Source organism: Rummeliibacillus pycnus, assembly GCF_044359855.1.
Taxonomy (GTDB): domain Bacteria; phylum Bacillota; class Bacilli; order Bacillales_A; family Planococcaceae; genus Rummeliibacillus; species Rummeliibacillus pycnus_A.
On sequence record NZ_CP132291.1, the window covers coordinates 416561 to 433860 of the forward strand.

Annotated in this window: 15 protein-coding genes, 1 pseudogene and 1 other annotated feature; of the genes and pseudogenes, 13 read left to right on the top strand and 3 right to left on the bottom strand. The window is 32.4% G+C overall.

Going from position 1 to position 17300, the window contains the following annotated elements:
- Nucleotides 1-112 precede the first annotated feature (112 nt).
- The 5 genes and pseudogenes from Q8X41_RS02050 to Q8X41_RS02070 form a co-directional block, all read left to right on the top strand.
- On the top strand, nt 113-1063 hold the full coding sequence (locus Q8X41_RS02050) for a tyrosine recombinase XerC (protein ID WP_397538605.1): 951 nt from the start codon (nt 113-115) through the stop codon (nt 1061-1063).
- Between the two features lie 197 nt (nt 1064-1260).
- On the top strand, nt 1261-2172 hold the full coding sequence (locus Q8X41_RS02055; RefSeq protein WP_397538606.1) for a helix-turn-helix transcriptional regulator: 912 nt from the start codon (nt 1261-1263) through the stop codon (nt 2170-2172).
- Between the two features lie 61 nt (nt 2173-2233).
- Nucleotides 2234-2620, top strand: a complete 387-nt coding sequence (locus tag Q8X41_RS02060) for a GyrI-like domain-containing protein (protein ID WP_397538607.1) — start codon at nt 2234-2236, stop codon at nt 2618-2620.
- 41 nt (nt 2621-2661) lie between these two features.
- Nucleotides 2662-3237 (top strand): MepB family protein, encoded by a 576-nt coding sequence (locus Q8X41_RS02065; protein ID WP_397538608.1) that lies wholly within the window; start codon nt 2662-2664, stop codon nt 3235-3237.
- A gap of 164 nt (nt 3238-3401) precedes the next feature.
- Nucleotides 3402-3695: pseudogene (locus Q8X41_RS02070) on the top strand (ABC transporter); the annotation flags it as partial.
- A gap of 217 nt (nt 3696-3912) precedes the next feature.
- On the opposite strand, the gene Q8X41_RS02075 reads toward Q8X41_RS02070, so the two are convergent.
- Nucleotides 3913-4776, bottom strand: a complete 864-nt coding sequence (locus tag Q8X41_RS02075; RefSeq protein ID WP_397538609.1) for an aminoglycoside phosphotransferase family protein — start codon at nt 4774-4776, stop codon at nt 3913-3915.
- A gap of 560 nt (nt 4777-5336) precedes the next feature.
- Between Q8X41_RS02075 and Q8X41_RS02080 the strand changes: the two genes are divergently transcribed.
- From Q8X41_RS02080 to Q8X41_RS02115, 8 genes are all read left to right on the top strand, one after another.
- Nucleotides 5337-5606: a YhdT family protein gene (locus tag Q8X41_RS02080; RefSeq protein WP_397538610.1), complete on the top strand. Its 270-nt coding sequence runs from the start codon at nt 5337-5339 to the stop codon at nt 5604-5606.
- Nucleotides 5606-7051 (top strand): sodium/pantothenate symporter, encoded by a 1446-nt coding sequence (gene panF, locus Q8X41_RS02085; protein WP_397540181.1) that lies wholly within the window; start codon nt 5606-5608, stop codon nt 7049-7051. Before Q8X41_RS02080 ends, panF begins: the two co-directional genes overlap by 1 nt.
- Before the next feature lie 526 nt (nt 7052-7577).
- Complete coding sequence (locus Q8X41_RS02090) at nt 7578-7730, top strand: transcriptional regulator (protein WP_397540182.1); 153 nt, start codon at nt 7578-7580, stop codon at nt 7728-7730.
- A 648-nt stretch (nt 7731-8378) separates the two neighbouring features.
- Entirely contained in the window at nt 8379-10634 is a 2256-nt protein-coding gene (locus tag Q8X41_RS02095; RefSeq protein ID WP_397538611.1) for a S8 family serine peptidase, read from the top strand.
- A gap of 496 nt (nt 10635-11130) precedes the next feature.
- Complete coding sequence (locus Q8X41_RS02100) at nt 11131-11883, top strand: hypothetical protein (protein ID WP_397538612.1); 753 nt, start codon at nt 11131-11133, stop codon at nt 11881-11883.
- 57 nt (nt 11884-11940) lie between these two features.
- Nucleotides 11941-12140, top strand: a binding site (T-box leader).
- An 86-nt stretch (nt 12141-12226) separates the two neighbouring features.
- Nucleotides 12227-13618 carry an anthranilate synthase component I gene (gene trpE, locus Q8X41_RS02105; RefSeq protein ID WP_397538613.1) on the top strand — a complete coding sequence of 464 codons (1392 nt, stop codon included), beginning with the start codon at nt 12227-12229 and terminating at the stop codon, nt 13616-13618.
- Nucleotides 13615-14199: an anthranilate synthase component II gene (locus Q8X41_RS02110; RefSeq protein WP_397538614.1), complete on the top strand. Its 585-nt coding sequence runs from the start codon at nt 13615-13617 to the stop codon at nt 14197-14199. The genes trpE and Q8X41_RS02110 overlap by 4 nt, the downstream gene beginning before the upstream one ends.
- Nucleotides 14200-14955: 756 nt before the next feature.
- Nucleotides 14956-15441: a GNAT family N-acetyltransferase gene (locus Q8X41_RS02115; protein WP_397538615.1), complete on the top strand. Its 486-nt coding sequence runs from the start codon at nt 14956-14958 to the stop codon at nt 15439-15441.
- Between the two features lie 337 nt (nt 15442-15778).
- Here the strand turns inward: Q8X41_RS02115 and Q8X41_RS02120 are convergent, their stop codons facing one another.
- Nucleotides 15779-16375, bottom strand: a complete 597-nt coding sequence (locus tag Q8X41_RS02120) for a hypothetical protein (protein ID WP_397538616.1) — start codon at nt 16373-16375, stop codon at nt 15779-15781.
- 289 nt (nt 16376-16664) lie between these two features.
- Entirely contained in the window at nt 16665-17267 is a 603-nt protein-coding gene (locus Q8X41_RS02125; RefSeq protein ID WP_397538617.1) for a TetR/AcrR family transcriptional regulator, read from the bottom strand.
- Between the last annotated feature and the right edge of the window lie 33 nt (nt 17268-17300).

The following is a 17300-nucleotide window of genomic DNA, read 5'->3' on the forward strand; positions in this document are numbered from 1 at the left end:
AGAATTTGATCCTTTTTTGTTTGGAACTAAGTATTATTTCTAAAAAGGTTCCCAAATGTATATTTGGGAACCTTTTTTATGCTAAAATAATAGTAATTGAGGTGGATATACGATGAATCAACAAAAACCAAAAATTTTACGTGATTTTCTTATTTATTTAACAGCAATCAAAGGGAAATCAAAACGTACAAGAGATGAGTACGATTATGATTTAACACTTTTTTTCAAATTCAGCATTGCCGTTCAACAAGATTTAGATTTTGAACATATAGATACGATTGATATTCATGAAGTTAATCAAAACTTTTTCAGAGAAATTTCATTAGAAGATATGTATTTGTTTTTGGAGTATTGTGAGGAACGAAGAAACAACTCCGCCTATACAAGAGCTCGAAAAGTCGCAACTTTAAAATCCTTTTTTAAATACTTAAAATCAAAACGACATTTAATAGAAGAAAACCCTGCAGAAGATCTCGAAACACCAAAAGTAAGTAAAAGACAACCTATTTATTTGAGCTTTGATGAAGCAAAGACTTTTATGACTGGCATTCAATCAAAAACGCATCATGATCGGGATTACTGCATGATGACCTTTTTCTTAAATCTAGGTATTCGCGTTAGTGAACTGTGTAACTTGAATTTAGATTCTATTCAAGAACGTTTTATGACTGTAAGAGGTAAAGGGGATAAAGAAAGAACCGTTTATCTAAATGATGCTTGTATTGCTACTTTAAAAGTGTATTTGGATAATGAAAGGCCTCATATCAAGGATTCTACGAATAACCAAGCATTATTCCTTTCTCAAAAAGGAACTCGGTTAACAAGACAGCGAGTAGCTAAAATCGTCAAGCAAATCAATCATACATCTGGTTTAGATAAAAAGAAATTATCTCCACATAAACTTAGACACACATCAGCAACTATGATGTATAAAAGTGGAGCTGATATTCGAAGCCTTCAACAAATACTTGGTCATTCTAATGTATCCACAACGCAAATTTATACGCATGTAGAAGATAAAGAAATCCAACGCGTAATCGAAAATAATCCGTTTAATATTTAGATTTAAAATAATTTTATTATGTAAACTAAACATGAATTAAAATGATTTGCTAAATACTTTCTATGAGTTTTTCAGAGCTACGATAAGGCTAGATAAATGAGCACAAAATAGGCTTGTTCTTATTAAAAGAACAAGCCTATTTATCAGCGTTTAATAAATTTTTTTGATAATTAACGAATATAGGAGGATGAAAAAATATGAAAACCGCTCGAATGTTTTCAATACTTATCTACTTATTGAAGAAAAATATAGTGTCTGCTGAAGAATTGGCCAATGAATTTGAAGTAAGTACAAGAACAATTTATAGAGATATGGATGCTTTGTCGTCAATGGGTATCCCTATTATTTCATATTTAGGAAAGAATGGTGGATTTACTTTAATTGATAACTATCAACTAGATAAATTTACATTTAATGAAGAGGAAAAGAAATTTTTATTAGAAGGTTTAACATTAAAAAATGAATTATTTGATACGAATCAGCTGTCAATTTTACAAAGAAAAATAGAACTATTGAAAGAAAATAAAGAAGACTATCATTCTAACATTACGATGAGATCATCTACCTTGCATAGAGAAATTATAGAAGATGAAACAAAAGTGAAGATAAAAAAAATACTCTCTATAATTGATGAGGAAAATAAAATTTGTATTTCTTATGTTTCACAAACAGCGAATGTATCTAGTCGAATTATTCAACCTTTAAAATTAAATTTTATGAATGGTAGTTGGTATTTAGAAGCCTTTTGTGAATCCAGAAAAGCTATGAGACTATTTAAATTGACTAGGATAAGAAATATGGAAGTAATATATGACAATACTAAAACTGTCTATATGGAAGAAAATGATTATTTGACTAATAAGTCAGCTAAAGTGGAGGAAATAATATTACTGTTTTCTAAAAGTGAACTTGGGAAATTATACGATTTCTTTACTGAGGATGAAATATTCGTACTTGAAGATGGGAGTTTAAAAGTAGTCTTTAATTATAACATCAATAAAAATTTACTACCATTTTTATTGATGTTTGGTAGGCATGTAAAGATACTATCTCCACTATGGCTTAAAAATGAATATATGAATGAAATTAAATGTATTTATAAAAGCTGACATACTGTTGTCATATTATGAATGCTACACTTTCTATATCAACTAGTAGGGGGAATTAACAATGAATGTAGCAGTTACTGAAAAACATATTTATGGAAAAAGAATAAGAACAAATAATCAAAATACAGACGCACTATTCAGTCTATGGGATGAGATACTTCATTTGAATTTAAATGGTGATGTATATGCTGTGTATAATAATTATGAAAGTGATTATACAGGTGATTATGATTTACATATTGGTACTGAAGAGAAATTAATTGATGAAAGTAGTGTCATCATTCCAGCAGGCAACTATCATGTTGTAGAAGTAGATAATACTGATCCACAAGGAGTTTTTAATGCTTGGATGGATATCTGGAAAAGTAATATAAAAAGAGCATATAAAACTGATTTTCAATTTCACTCTAAAGATGGGGGTATAAAGATATTTCTGTCGGTTGAATAATGAATAGTAAGCTTACTATTTAAAATGGGGGATTTGAAAAGATGAATGAGAAAAATCGAGACTTTTCAGATGCTGATCTTTGCGGTCAAAATCCCTGGCATTCCTCTGTCACAATTCACAGTGATCTTCTTGCCACTAAAGATCTTGTCTATAGCCCATGTAGATTCGAGTGTTCTCAACCACGTTTAGAACTACAAAACGCTGAATATGGGGCCAATGTATTTAAATTAAACGCTCTCTCCATTAGATTTCGTGTCGCAAAAATTACTCCTACAAAGGGCGGGCAATTTGTGACTTTGTGGGAGAGAATTGGGGATAGACCAATCCAGCCATATGACATATCAGATCCAGTCGATTTGTTTATTATTAGTACTCGAGACGGGAAAAACTTTGGGCAATTTGTATTTCCAAAAGCTGTTCTGTGTAATCAGGGTATAGTATCCAATAAGAATAAAAGTGGTAAACGAGCAATTCGCGTTTATCCACCTTGGGACAAGCCAACGAGTAGCCAGGCTCAAAAAACTCAAAGATGGCAGCTGGAATATTTTTTAGAGATACCTGTAAATAAACCTATAGATTACGTTCGTTCCCAAATGCTCTACAGACTAAATCGTTAATATAAACCAACATATAGGTTGAATTAAACTACAAACCGGTTCCTTACAAACAAGGAACTGGTTTATTTGTGTTTAAATTGTATCCAAACGTACAATTTTCTTATTTTGATATGGTGACTAAATTATGTTTAAAGCACCGGCTTCTTGCATTTATGCTTCGCTCCCGAAGTTCTCCTTGTTTACCGAAGAAAAAAGCTCTTACCTGTCCAGTCATGGATGGCGTGTATAAATTATCGGTACCATGTGTTAGTTGTTATGCAAGTGGCATCAATGATGAAGGGCGAAACGAAATCGTTGAAGGCATAGACGTCCAAACATGGCTAACTGGCAAAGTAAGTGATGTTGTAACTGATAGCATAAATCTTAAGGATGTTGCAGATATTCCTATTTTCAATCGTATTCGTGAGTTAAATAAACTAGAAATGATGGCGATTTACCAATTCCTTGAGGAAAATAATTACATAGCAAAAGTCTTAATGAGTGGTTTCAATCTATTGTATAAAAAGTTTAATAGATGAAACCGAAAAGCCCATTTTCTCTCTTTTAAATTGATGAGAAGACGGGCTCTTTATTTTGGATTTACCTGAATGTTTAAATGTTTTTGTAATTTCAATTAACTTTAAATAATTATATTATGTTAACTTAATGTATTAGATATTCTAAAGAATATAATGTTTAAAGCTTTTGGGTAATTGATTCAAAAGAATTTAATATAACTATATTCTCTTTATAAAAATCTTGATGTTTTTCTATTCCTCTATCAACGCACCAACCAATTGAGGCCATAGCGTTATAGAGTGTATAAAATGGTTGCACCATTTCCAATTCAATAATTGGGCGAATGCTTTCATAACCTGCTATGTAGCCTTCTTTTGTTGAAGGAAATACATTCCATACTTCTTGCTGCATTTTGACAAAATCAATTTCTGTTGAGGCAAATTTGGATGTTTCAAAATCAATGATGCCACTTATGTGACGATCTGCAATAATTAGATTGGCTAATCTGAAATCAAAATGTACAACACAAGGGCCATCAGGGGACGGCAAACTTTTGAACAATTGATTGAATCGCTGATAAGCCAAATCACTTTGTTTTATTTTAAGAAACGGTTGTGATTTTTCCAGAGCAATAAAAAATTTTTCTATTATATAGCTACGCCAATCATTATTTTTAAGTTTTTGAAAACCTTCCTCAGTTCTGTAACCATAATGTTGTGAAGTGTGAGAATGCATTAGCGCATGATATTTTCCGATTTCAAAAGCTAATGTATAATCTATTTTTCCTGTTGTAGGTTTTCCTGGTAGTTCAGATAACAGTAGGGCACCATTGAAATCAGCTTCACTTGGTAAAAAGTCTAGTATTTTAGGAACAGGCACATTACCCTGAAGTAGTGTCAACATATCATGTTCACGCCATAACTTGTCTTTGTTATAAGGGATTTTCAAATAGGCATTTTCTCCATTTTTTAAATGTAGCAAAAATACTTCAGATCCATATGAGTTTTGTGGTATTTCATAAGACTCAACTTGTAATTTCATTTTATATACTACTTCTTTTAAAGAACTAATAATTATCACTCCTCTAACTTCTTATTGTTCTAATTAATATTGTATAATATTTCAATTAATTGAATCAATTTCATAATTCTTTTCTAGTTATAAAATACAAATATATTCTAAATAATCAACTCAATAATTCAGATAATATTTCATTTCTAGTATTTACTTAGTAAGCCGCTCCAGATGGCGCTTTCCGCGGGCGAGCGTTGAGCCTCCTCGGAAGCCCGTACCGCGCTTCACTGCGGGGGTCTCACCTTGTCTCGCTTTCCCGCAGGAGTCGCCATCTTACGCTTCTTAGACAATGTTCCAATAGGGATGGCTTATAATAATGGCCCCATTTTATGTTCGCGTATTATATTAAATCTTTAAATTATTAAATCGATTTAATTAGGTAATAAATGTAAAACTATTTTGTTGTTAAATAATTTTATTATGTAAACTAAATACTTTTAAGATTATACCTAATTATTGACACTTTCCTTTTCTTTATCAAAAAAGTAAAATAGTAAAGTATTCGAATTGATTGAAGGGGAGTAAATATGAAAGATAAGCGTTTTAAAACAGCTCATCGCGAAGCGTTAATAGGTGTTGCATTAGTTATTATCAACTTTGCAATCTGGTTTGGGTTTGCATATGGGCTTGGCTCAGGGGATCCGAAAGAGTATACATATGTTTTCGGCTTTCCAGCATGGTTCTTTTATAGCTGTATAGCTGGAACAATTTTTATGATTGTATTAATCTATGTTGTCATCAAATTCTTCTTTAAGGATGTACCGTTTGATGAAGAAGAGGATGGTGAAGATCGATGATGAATTGGCAAGTTATTATTCCACTTGTTATTTTTCTTGTTATCATCTTTTTAATTGGATTTTGGGCGAATAAGCATGTTATGCAGTCTGATTCTTTCTTACAAGAATATTTCCTTGGTGGAAGAGAGATGGGCGGCTTCTTACTTGCGATGACAATGATGGCCACATATGGAAGTGCCTCTAGTTTTATTGGTGGCCCAGGGGTTGCGTATAATACCGGTCTAGGGTGGGTGCTATTATCAATGGCGCAATTACCTGCTGGGTATTTTGTTTTGATGGTATTAGGTAAGAAATTTGCAATTATTGCACGAAAATATAAAGCGATTACATTGATCGACTTTTTAAGAGAACGCTATCATAGTAATGTGGTTGTTATCGTTTCTGCAATTAGTATTATTATCTTTTTGTTTTCATCAATGGCAGCACAATGGATTGGTGGCGCACGATTAATCGAGTCATTGACAGGATTACATTATTCTACTGCACTATTTATCTTTGCGACTGTTGTACTTGTTTATGTTATTATCGGTGGCTTCCGAGCAGTAGCTTTGACAGACGCTGTGCAAGGTTCTGTCATGTTATTAGGTAGTATCATCTTGCTAATAGGTACAATTATAGCTGGTGGTGGCATTTCAAATATTATGTCCGACCTAGTAGCTGAAAATCCAAAACTTGTTTCACCTTTTGGAGCAGATGGAAGCTTAACACCGTTGTATGTATCTACATTTTGGATTTTAATTGGGATTGGTGTAATTGGTTTACCACAAATAGCAGTACGCGCTATGGCATATAAAAATTCTAAAAGTATGCATACAGCAATTATTATTGGGACAATTGCAATTGGTACCGTGATGTTCGGTATGCATTTAACAGGGGTTTTAGCACACCCTGTGTTACCAGGTATTGAAATTGGCGATAAAGTTATGCCGCTGCTAACACTTAAAGTACTGCCTCCGTTTTTAGCTGGTATCGTATTAGCTGCACCAATGGCTGCTATCATGTCAACGGTAAATGCATTGTTAATGCTTGTGAGCTCAACAATTGTAAAAGACATTTACTTAAACTTTATCAAACCTAAGGCAACAGATAATGAAATTAAGAAAATTAGTTTCATTGTCACTGCAGTTATCGGTATTGCAGTTATCATCGTTGCATTAAGACCACCCAATTTACTCGTGTGGCTGAACCTATTTTCATTTGGTGGCTTAGAATCTGTATTTGTATGGCCTGTTATTTTCGGTCTATATTGGAAAAAAGGCAATAAATACGGGGCAATTACATCGATGATTGTAGGCTTAACAAGTTATATTTTGATTAATCAGTATTGGCCGAATGTATTTGGAATGCATACAGTGACATTACCGATCTTATTCTCACTAATTAGTTATGTTATTATTAGTCTATTGACACATCGAAAATTTAAAGATTTTGAACATATTATATAAAGTAAAACCCAAGCTTCTGTATGATAGGAGCTTGGGTTTTATCTTTTAGATTAATTTTTCAAATACGATGCGAGGGGAACCGCCATAATAAACAATTCCAATCTTAGTAAAGTGATTTCTCTCTGCAACACGTTGCATCAGTAGGCTATTTTAAGCCCTCTTCTCTAAAGATTTTACCATTCTTGCTAGCCAATATAACAATATCCATGGGAGAATAAACTTTGTCGCCCATTGTATTACACTAAATAGTACGAAATATTGAATTCCGGAAAAATGTAGAATAAGTACAAATAATAAAAACAACACAACACCAATTATTAAATTTCTGATTTAAATCACCTCCAATAAGATTAGATTACACGGATAGTTAAAACTTCCTTTAACTTTAACTATAGTAGAAATTTCCACTTTTTTGCAATTAATTTTATTTTATTTTCTGATAATTCAGTTGACAGGATTTCATATCTGTTATATATTAATACCAACAAATAAATTTGTTATATAACAGGAGGAGATTTAATTGGATATGTATCGAGAAGGTTATGAAAGATATTGTAGCGCTTGTGAAGAATTTGGATTAGAATCGAAAGACTTTTACTTTTTTATTAACAACTTGACGGAAGAACAACTCAATGCTTTCAAGGAGCATTCAAAAGGGAGAGAAGAATTAAATGCCTGATGTCGTCGCGAGTCACTTATAAAACCCCTACTAATCAAATTAGTGATTGGTAGGGGTTTTATAGCGTTTACATCAATATCGAATTTGAAAAGTGAAAAAGCATTCATGGTTTTAAGTTTATGGAATACTAATGGTAATGACAATTAACCAGAAAAAATTAATGCTTTGATGTCTGCAATTGCTGCCGATGATTGAGTGGTATTAAGCATATAAACCAGTAATGGCTTTTGTTGTAATTACCGGTTTTGCTTTTGGTCCCACTACTGGATTTGTTACAGGAGCTACAACTGCTTAATCATTAAATCTTTTATTCGGCAAGGACCATAGACACCCTTTCTAAATGTTCACTTAGAGACTATTAGGTTTTATTGCCAGAATGATAGCAAAAACGGGGAGGACGGACCTTAAAATCTCTTTAATTATAAGGATCTTCAGCATACTTGATAGGCAGATTGGTGAAAAATTATTACTTATATAAATAATTTATGAACTATTAAAATAATAGTAGAAAAAGACTGTTTTTTGTGTTGAAATACATTTAAACGGTCTTATTTCTATTTTTTAGGGCATAATATAGTATAAATCATTATTTTATTATACTAGTATAAGTTTAATCTATTCTTTTAGATAGAAATGGAGAGTGATTTCTTGATTAATTGGCAATTTTTTATGAATTTAAAGATAAAATTGATATCTGTCTTATGTTTTACTAGTTGCTTTTTTATCTTTCAAGCACCAAATGTAGATGCAAAAAAATCTACTGAAGTAACCACAGATGTAATGATTTCCTACAAAAACGATGCTGGAAAAAGATATATAATAAAGAATGTTACAAAGGTTGAAAAAGTATTAAATAAAGTAGAAATGGTAAGAGCTTCTATCACAAAAAAGCAATATGACCAATTAATAAATAATAAAAATATCGAATTTATCAATAAAAGTACAAAGAAAATGCTAGTATCAACAGAATCGGTGGTGAATACTGGTGGTCAAATTCCAGCTTTTAAATCTTACTGGAATTTAGATTATGTAAAAGCTCCAACTTATTGGAAAAACGGCTATCAAGGGAAAGGTGTTAAAGTTGCGGTAATCGATACTGGAGTAAATGAAATTCCTGATTTAACAAATGTAGTGAAACGAGTATCATTTGTTAAAGATAACCCAAATACAAAAAACATCGATGAATCAGATGAATGGGATCGAGGTAATTATGGTGAAGGCCACGGCACAAGCGTTGCAGCTGTTCTTGGGGCACAAATAGGCGGAGCAACATTTGATAGTACAATTTCGGATGTTATTGGCGTTGCTCCTAATGTTCTGATTTATTCTTTAAAATATGCTGATGGTACAAGGGATGGGCGTATTGCAGAAGTGATCGAAGCAATCAACTGGTCAATTAAACACAAAATGGATCTTATTAATATCTCGTCTAGTATTTACGAGGATGATTCTTCACTAAAAAAAGCAGTAGATCAAGCTGTTAAAGCAGGAATTATTATTGTCGCCTCTGCAGGAAATGATGGGAATTCAAATAAGCCGACTTATCCTGCACGATACAGTAATGTCATTGCTGTTACGTCTATAGGAAAAGACAAAATATGTAGTAGCTTTTCAAACACAGGTACTTCTATTGACTTTACAGCTCCTGGTGATTACGTACCTACAATTAATAGTAAAGGGGAGCTATTCCATGCGTCAGGAACATCTTTTGCTGCTCCTCATGTAACTGGACTACTCGCAATTTTAAAAGAAAGATATCCGTATAGTACATCAAGTGAACTCATTCAAAAACTGAGAGAGAGCGCTTTAGATTTAGGTACCAAAGGTAAGGATGATAAATACGGTTACGGGCTAGCGCAATTACCTAAGTTTTCTATGACAAAACCGAATGAGTTGAAGAGCGTTACCATTTCTAAGATAAAAGATCATAATGCTACAATCTCTTATAAGCTTCCGGTTGATACTTCTTTCAGCAAAGTAGCGATCATTATCAATGACAAAACAATAAAATATACGACCCATTCGACATATACATTAAAGAATTTAGATTCTGATAGAGCATACAAAGTTATATTAAAAGTCATCAATAAAAACGGAGATAGTTCAGATGGAGTTCAACAATCATTTCGGACATTAGAAGATATAACACCTCCAGCTAATATCGATGAATTAAAAATAAAAAACCTTAAAATAGATTCATTCAATTTAGCATGGATTAATCCAATTGATGAAGATTTCAATGAAACACAAGTTTATCTTAATGGCCAACTTGTAGACACTACAAATAGTGAAGAATATTCATTTAAAAATTTAAAACCAGACACAGATTATCGACTGAAATTAATCACTGAAGATACCACAGGGAATATATCTAAAGGTGTAGAATCTACCATTCATACACCAGGAGCAAAAAAGATCGAAACACCTACTGTAGAAACGGTTACAACAAGCAGCCATACCATTTCCGGGAAAGCAACACATAATTCAACTATAGCAATTAAAAACGGTTCAAAAATGGTTGTAAAAGGGCTTTCTAATAAAGATGGTAAATTCCAGCTAGCTCTTCCATTTCAAGCTGTAGGTACAATCTTGAAAGTAACTGCAGAAGATTCAGTTGGGAACATCAGTAAAGCTAAGAATGTAACTGTTAAACAATCTAAAACAACAGCACAGCCAATTGTAGATAAAGTTTATACAACAACAAAATATATCCGTGGGAAAGCTGAGCTTTCTTCTAAAGTCTCCGTTTATCGAGGCAAAACTTTAATAGTTTCCGATCACGTAGATTCAAAAGGTCACTTTTTCTTATTTATGGGTAACCAACAGCAAGGTACGATCTTAACTGTTTATGTTACAAATAAACAAGGTGTGAAAAGTATACCTCTGAAAATTACAGTTAAATAATACGTTTTGGGGTGCCTTATCGACAAAAAGATGAAAACTTACCCTAAGTAGATTTCAAGATAAAAAGCCGAAGATCCTTACACTAAGGAAGCTTCGGCTTTTATGATTATTTGATATGGGATGAAATAATGTAAACTTGTTACAACTCATATTAGAATTTATTTAATAAAAATGGAGAAAAGAAATAATGAACAAAAATTAATTATTACATCTGAATTACCTTGATCATGGTTTTCGCTCAATTTAATTATAATTTTTCGAAGTAATAAAGTAGCTAATTCTTTGATAAATAAGGTATTGGCTTTTTTGTTAGGTATTTTCAACTATTATTTAACCGGAAAATTAATAAATTACACCTAATTCCAATCAATATACCCTTATATAAGTGATATAGAATTTTTTAAAGAGAATTAATGCTAAATATTGAGTAGCATATTTCCACTATATAGCAATATATTTGGTATAATATTGTTAATAGCCCAAAAGGAGGTTCATCATGAAAGAAAAGAATTTTCAACAATCAGTAGGCTTTAGTGTAAAAGATACATTAGCACTTTATTGGCTTTACGCAACGCAAAATGCAGAAAAGTACTCTGTAGAAATCCACCAACAGTTTCAGGATGAATTTCCAGGACGTAAGGTTGGTTATGAATATGTTGCACGAATAGCAAAACAGCTAGAAGCAGAAGGTGCATTATCATCCAGACAAATTCATAAAAAGGTGCTTTATACGAGTACAGAACTTGGTACAAATCGATTAAATCGTTATAATGAACTCTATTTTGAACGTTTCCATGAAATTGTCTTAGTATTAGACCGCTTCTATTATGAATTAACGAAAAACGGAGAGAAACCACCTAAGCCTGAACATCCATTACCTGAAGAGTTTCGGAGCTATTTTTCTAAACTCATTTCAGTCAAAGATGCTATACGTTATCTCGCGTTAAAGCTTTCTCAAACTCGTTCCAGTTTTTATATGGCAGAAGTTGGACAACAATTAGAGGACTTATTTGGTTGGTGTCCATCAAATGGCTATTTATATCAAATTGCATGGGAGCTTGAAGATAAAGACTATTTAGTGGGTTCATGGCCGGATGAAAAGAGAACTGTTCGAAATTTAAAAGGTACTGATGAAGGTGTATCATTCTATAAAACAATTGCTGCATCACTAGAAGAACGCATCACGACTATTCGTAGTTATTTACGCTATATGCTCAAGTTTTTTTCTAGAATACATGTTGAACAATAATTTATTGAATATTCCATCATCATTCTTTATAATATTTAACATACTTACAATTTCAAATTGAAATCGTTGAGCAGGAGTAGTAGATAAGCACAAAATGGTACAGAGAGTCGACACTAGTGAAAGTCGATCCATTTCCTTATTGAATGGACCTGTGAGTGATTACTTGAACAAAGTAGGGTAATCCGGCACATACCGTTATATGTGAGTGGTAGCTAATCGCTACAAGTAAGGTGGTACCGCGGATCTCCGTCCTTCATAGAGTGTTTTCTCTATGGAGGACTTTTTTATTATAGCGGAATGCGCTGGAGAGAGTTGAGTAGAGCTTAGTAAAGGAGTTAAACAAATGACAGTTGAGACGAGAATGTATGAAATGAAGACCATCCAAGGTGATATGCTAACACCTATTTCGATTTACCACGCTTTAAATGGGAAGAAGAAAATGTTATTTGAATCATCCGCAAAGCATGAAGAAAGCGGTAGATATTCATTTATTGCAATCAATCCTATAGCAGAAATGGTTGCATCAAATAATGACTATCAATTATTTAATAAAGAGCATGAACTAGTTAGTCATGGTACAAATGCTTTTCAAAAGCTAAAATCATTGCTACCAACAGAGAACGTGAAACTGCCTTTTTCATTTTTCGGAGGAGCAATTGGCTATTTTGGATATGAAACGGCGTTTTATCATGAAAAAATCGGTGACATATTAAAAGATAACCTACACATGCCTGATATGCATTTACTATTTTACGATACCTTCATAATCGTAGATCATTTAATGCAAAACGTGCATATTGTAGCTGTTGATTTATTGAAAAAGGAATATTCTCAGCAAGAATTACGAAAGAGAATAAATGATATTGAGAAGCAGCTGGAAACGACTATTTTAACACAGGCAGATGAAGATTCAGATACGATTCAATTCCGATCTACTATAGAAAAAGAAGAATTCTGTGAGATGGTGAAACAAGCAAAACAGCATATAGAGCAAGGAGATATTTTTCAAGTTGTATTATCGCAACGATTTGAAGCAGATTTCACAGGGAATCCAATGAATCTTTATCGAAGACTTCGTACGACGAACCCTTCTCCTTATATGTTTTATATGGATTTTGAAGAATATGTGATTTTAGGAACATCACCAGAAAGTCTTGTAAAAGTAAATGGTCGCGTTGTTACAACAAACCCAATTGCAGGTACAAGACGACGTGGGAGCACTGTAGAAGAAGATTTAGCGTTAGAACAAGATCTTCTACTAGACGAAAAGGAACTTGCTGAACATCGAATGCTCGTTGATTTAGGTCGAAATGATATTGGTAAGTTAAGTAAAGTTGGTTCTGTTAAGCTACCGAAATTTATGCAAATAGAGCGCTATAAACATGTGATGCATATTGTTTCTGAAGTGACGGGTGAGTTAAAAGACGAAATTCATCCTCTGGATGTTTTAGCTACAGCTTTACCAGCAGGAACTGTATCTGGTGCTCCGAAAATTCGTGCGATGCAAATTATCAATGATTTAGAACACGATAAAAGAGGTGTATATGCTGGAGCAGTCGGCTATATCTCGATAACTGGTGATATGGATATGGCACTTGCAATCCGAACAATGGTGATTACAAAAGGAAAAGCTTATGTTCAAGCTGGAGCGGGCGTTGTATACCATTCTATTCCCGAGAATGAATATGAAGAGACACTGAACAAAGCCAAAGCCTTACTGGAGGTGCGATCATGATTTTATTAATCGATAATTATGATTCATTTACTTATAACCTCTATCAACAAATTAGTAGTCTAGGTAAAGAAGTCAAAGTTGTTCGTAATGATTCGCTTACAGTAAACGAGATTCGAGAAATGCAACCTGAAGCAATTGTCATTTCTCCGGGTCCTGGAACTCCTTCTGAAGCAGGGATTTCAATTGAGGTTATAAAAAACTTGTATACTGAATTCCCGATTTTAGGGATTTGCTTGGGTCATCAATCAATAGCAGAAGCATTTGGAGCGAAAATTATTAGAGCTCAACAAATTAAACATGGCTTATATTCAACCGTTAAACATACACAAACAGGACTTTTTGAGAAATGTCCAGAATCTGTTTCCGTCATGCGTTATCACTCTCTAGTGATTGACAAAAAAACCCTTCCTCCTGAATTACAAATTATAGCGATTGCTAAAGATGATCAAGAGATTATGGCCATTCAACATCAGGAATACCCGGTATTTGGATTGCAATTCCACCCTGAATCAATCGGTACTAAAGATGGAGACTTGATGATTCAAATGTTTTTAGATTCTTATTGTAAAGAAGTTGTTTAAATATCTTCTAATAGCTAAAGTATAAAATAAAACCATTTAGACTGTAGACGAACTTAAAGAATTTCGAGTTTGTCTATGGTCTTTTTTCTTTTTGACTCTGTATAACTTGATAGTAGAATATTCTCAAATCAATAAGCGTATTCGAAATGAATACGCTTATTTACTATTTCTTTAATCTAGATTTAGTAAATCCGAAATTATTTCTGCACTTCCATCTGTAAACATAAAAATTGACAATGATATACATAATAGTCCTACAAATACAAAACCAATTTTTTTAATTAACAAAGATGGCTTTTTTATAAATAGTCCTTTAGCTATCAAAAACAATCCTAATATTAAAATTAAGAAATACCAAAACCCCACAATACCACCTCATTTGTATTATTTTTAAATAAGACGTTATACTTCATGGAAAGTTCTTCCTTTTGAATTAGTTTACAAGGAAATAAATAAAGTTTTCCAACATTATCTTCAAGTCCAATTTTTATTTTTGTTGCAAAAAAGCAACTTTATTTAGAGTGACATAAACCAATTTTTTAGTGTAACAAAATATTCATTCCTAATTGATGAATAAATGCCACAGTAAACTCTTTCCGTAAACGGTGGATTGGCAATGGTTTAACACTCTATTTAGCAGGGCCTTCGGGTTTCATGTTATTTGTGTATGCATAAATTGGTATATATTTCTATTTTAAACTATGCTATAAACTAGCATTGAAGTTTATTTTGGATGATATATTCTGGGGGATGAATATGTTTAAAATCAGATTCATGAGAGAAAATGAGAAAGAATTTTTTATGAAGATGCTATACGAGTCTATTTTCATTGAAAAAGAGAAAAAACCACCTATAGATAAACTGCTTAATACTGATGAATTGAAGAAGTATCATCAAAATTGGGGCAGAAAAGGGGATAAAGCGTTAATTGCTGTTGATCATACAGATACCCCAGTTGGTGCAGTTTGGTACAGATTATATAGTAGTAAAGAAAGAAGTTATGGCTATGTGGACGATGATACACCAGAATTAGGAATTGCTATTGAAGAAGCCGCAAGGAATAAAGGTCTTGGAATCAAATTAATGAATTCAATTCTAGAGGAAGCAAATAATGATGGTTTTAAAGCTGTATCATTAAGCGTAGATGCTGATAATACAGTTGCAGTAAATCTTTATCTTAGATTAGGTTTTATAGTAGTTGGGAAAGACGAAACATCTTACATTATGCTATTAAAGTTTTAGATAATTTAAAAGAGCAATCAACATCTAATTTTAAGTTGTTGATTGCTCTTTTTTTAGTTATAACCTAATAAATCTAAATATGACGTCAATTAATTTCTAATAATATAATTATGTAAACTTGAATTATATCCTTTTTATTTTGGCTCTGTATAACTTAATTTTTGATTTTCTTCAAATAAATAAGCGTATTCAAAATAAATATTTTAAATTATTCAAGAGTTACAACTAATTTCAAATTCTAAGCAAAAACGAAAAGAAGTTATCGCAAGTAAATATCACATCGCAATAACTCCTGATAATTTCATTAAATTAGCTGTATCTTATAAAAATTACTTATTTAAAAATACAAATGTCCAACATCTAAGCTAGCGAGACGGTCCCATTTAATCCAAGCAAGCGCAAGTTCTTTTCCAATTTGAATATAGAAAGTGGATTCTTGTTCTGTATAGTCGCTTTCGGTGCGATTATAAATAGCTAAAATTTCAGCTAAATCTTGATCACCTTTGAGATTAGCTGTGTAAATTTCTTTATATGCCACAAGTTCTGGTTCCTGATTTAATGCATTGTCGTCAAAATCAGCAATAGCGTGAGCTAAATGGCGCAATGTGTTCGTATCATAATAAATGATAAATGCACCTTTCACCGGTAAATCCTTTGTTAGTGCTTCAGGTAGCTGGTCATACATTTTTTGCGTTTCTGCATTCAAACCAAAATGTTCAATTTTGGCAATCTCAATATGTAATGCGGATAAATATGCGGATACAGCAAGTTTACTTTGTCCCATAAGATAAGCGATTTTACCAATTCCTCGATATAAATTGCTATTAGATGGTTCTTCCTTAATTGCAGCTGTATACATATTTAATGCTTGGTCGTATTGACCTAAGCTTTTTAACTCAAGAGCGTGATTAATCATTTTTTCAACATTCGACATAATTCTCAACCTTTCTCAGTGGATGTTACTATTATATATTATTTAAGATGGATAGGGGAAATGCACAATAAAGAACATTTGTTCTGTGTTATAGAAAATAGCATATCTAATAAAAATCACTTTTATATTGTATTTTATATCATTTTTTTATTATATATTACGTGATATGCGGTGTAATAAATGCCCCTTTTTAGCATATAGAACATTTGTTCTTATATAATTTCCCTTTATGGACATAACAAAATAGTTGAATAATCCTTAAGTTAAACATTTATTTTTTACATACTATCTACCCATTCGATTTTAATCCTTTAAGAAAAATAGAAACGAACAGTTCTGCTTCTTTATTCAATTGAAAATCATTTCCGAAAGATAGCCAATCATATAGTGTTCCTCGCATACATCTTGAAATAAGCATACCTGTCTTTTCGATGTTTGTAGTAGGCGGCAGCTCACCATTGCTAACAGCTTCTTGTACAAATGTATTTAAGATTTTATATAAACTCCGCTGTGAATTTGCAAAGAAGTTTTCTTCACTTTCGATCAAACCGCTCGTATAAACACTTCTCATTAAATCTTCACCTAAATCTTCTTTTAAGTACGTCATTTGTGCATTAAATAGAGCAATAATCTTGTCTTCAAATTTTAATTTAGGAGATAACGTTTGAACAAAGGCTTCATAAAATGAATCTATTTCTTTGAATTTTTCTAAGAAAATATCATATTTAGAAGTAAAGTGGCCATAAAAAGCCCCTTTAGAGCTTTTGCTTTTACGAACAATTTCATCGACGCTAACATTATTAAATCCCTTACTTTCAAATAATTTCAATGCGGTAGTGTAGATTCTCTGTTTTGTTTCTTCTGCTTGTTGCTCTCTAGTTTTCTTTATCATGGTCAACACCTACTCTTTATTCTTAATAACTAA

Bases quoted from the DNA above. Each gene is read 5' to 3' on its own strand.
- panF (WP_397540181.1), top strand. From the start codon at position 5,606: ATGAATTGGCAAGTTATTATTCCACTTGTTATTTTTCTTGTTATCATC.
- Q8X41_RS02100 (WP_397538612.1), top strand. From the start codon at position 11,131: ATGAAAGAAAAGAATTTTCAACAATCAGTAGGCTTTAGTGTAAAAGAT.
- Q8X41_RS02115 (WP_397538615.1), top strand. From the start codon at position 14,956: ATGTTTAAAATCAGATTCATGAGAGAAAATGAGAAAGAATTTTTTATG.
- trpE (WP_397538613.1), top strand. From the start codon at position 12,227: ATGACAGTTGAGACGAGAATGTATGAAATGAAGACCATCCAAGGTGAT.
- Q8X41_RS02080 (WP_397538610.1), top strand. From the start codon at position 5,337: ATGAAAGATAAGCGTTTTAAAACAGCTCATCGCGAAGCGTTAATAGGT.
- Q8X41_RS02050 (WP_397538605.1), top strand. From the start codon at position 113: ATGAATCAACAAAAACCAAAAATTTTACGTGATTTTCTTATTTATTTA.
- Q8X41_RS02090 (WP_397540182.1), top strand. From the start codon at position 7,578: ATGTATCGAGAAGGTTATGAAAGATATTGTAGCGCTTGTGAAGAATTT.
- Q8X41_RS02110 (WP_397538614.1), top strand. From the start codon at position 13,615: ATGATTTTATTAATCGATAATTATGATTCATTTACTTATAACCTCTAT.
- Q8X41_RS02055 (WP_397538606.1), top strand. From the start codon at position 1,261: ATGAAAACCGCTCGAATGTTTTCAATACTTATCTACTTATTGAAGAAA.
- Q8X41_RS02120 (WP_397538616.1), bottom strand. From the start codon at position 16,375: ATGTCGAATGTTGAAAAAATGATTAATCACGCTCTTGAGTTAAAAAGC.
- Q8X41_RS02060 (WP_397538607.1), top strand. From the start codon at position 2,234: ATGAATGTAGCAGTTACTGAAAAACATATTTATGGAAAAAGAATAAGA.
- Q8X41_RS02075 (WP_397538609.1), bottom strand. From the start codon at position 4,776: ATGAAATTACAAGTTGAGTCTTATGAAATACCACAAAACTCATATGGA.
- Q8X41_RS02065 (WP_397538608.1), top strand. From the start codon at position 2,662: ATGAATGAGAAAAATCGAGACTTTTCAGATGCTGATCTTTGCGGTCAA.
- Q8X41_RS02125 (WP_397538617.1), bottom strand. From the start codon at position 17,267: ATGATAAAGAAAACTAGAGAGCAACAAGCAGAAGAAACAAAACAGAGA.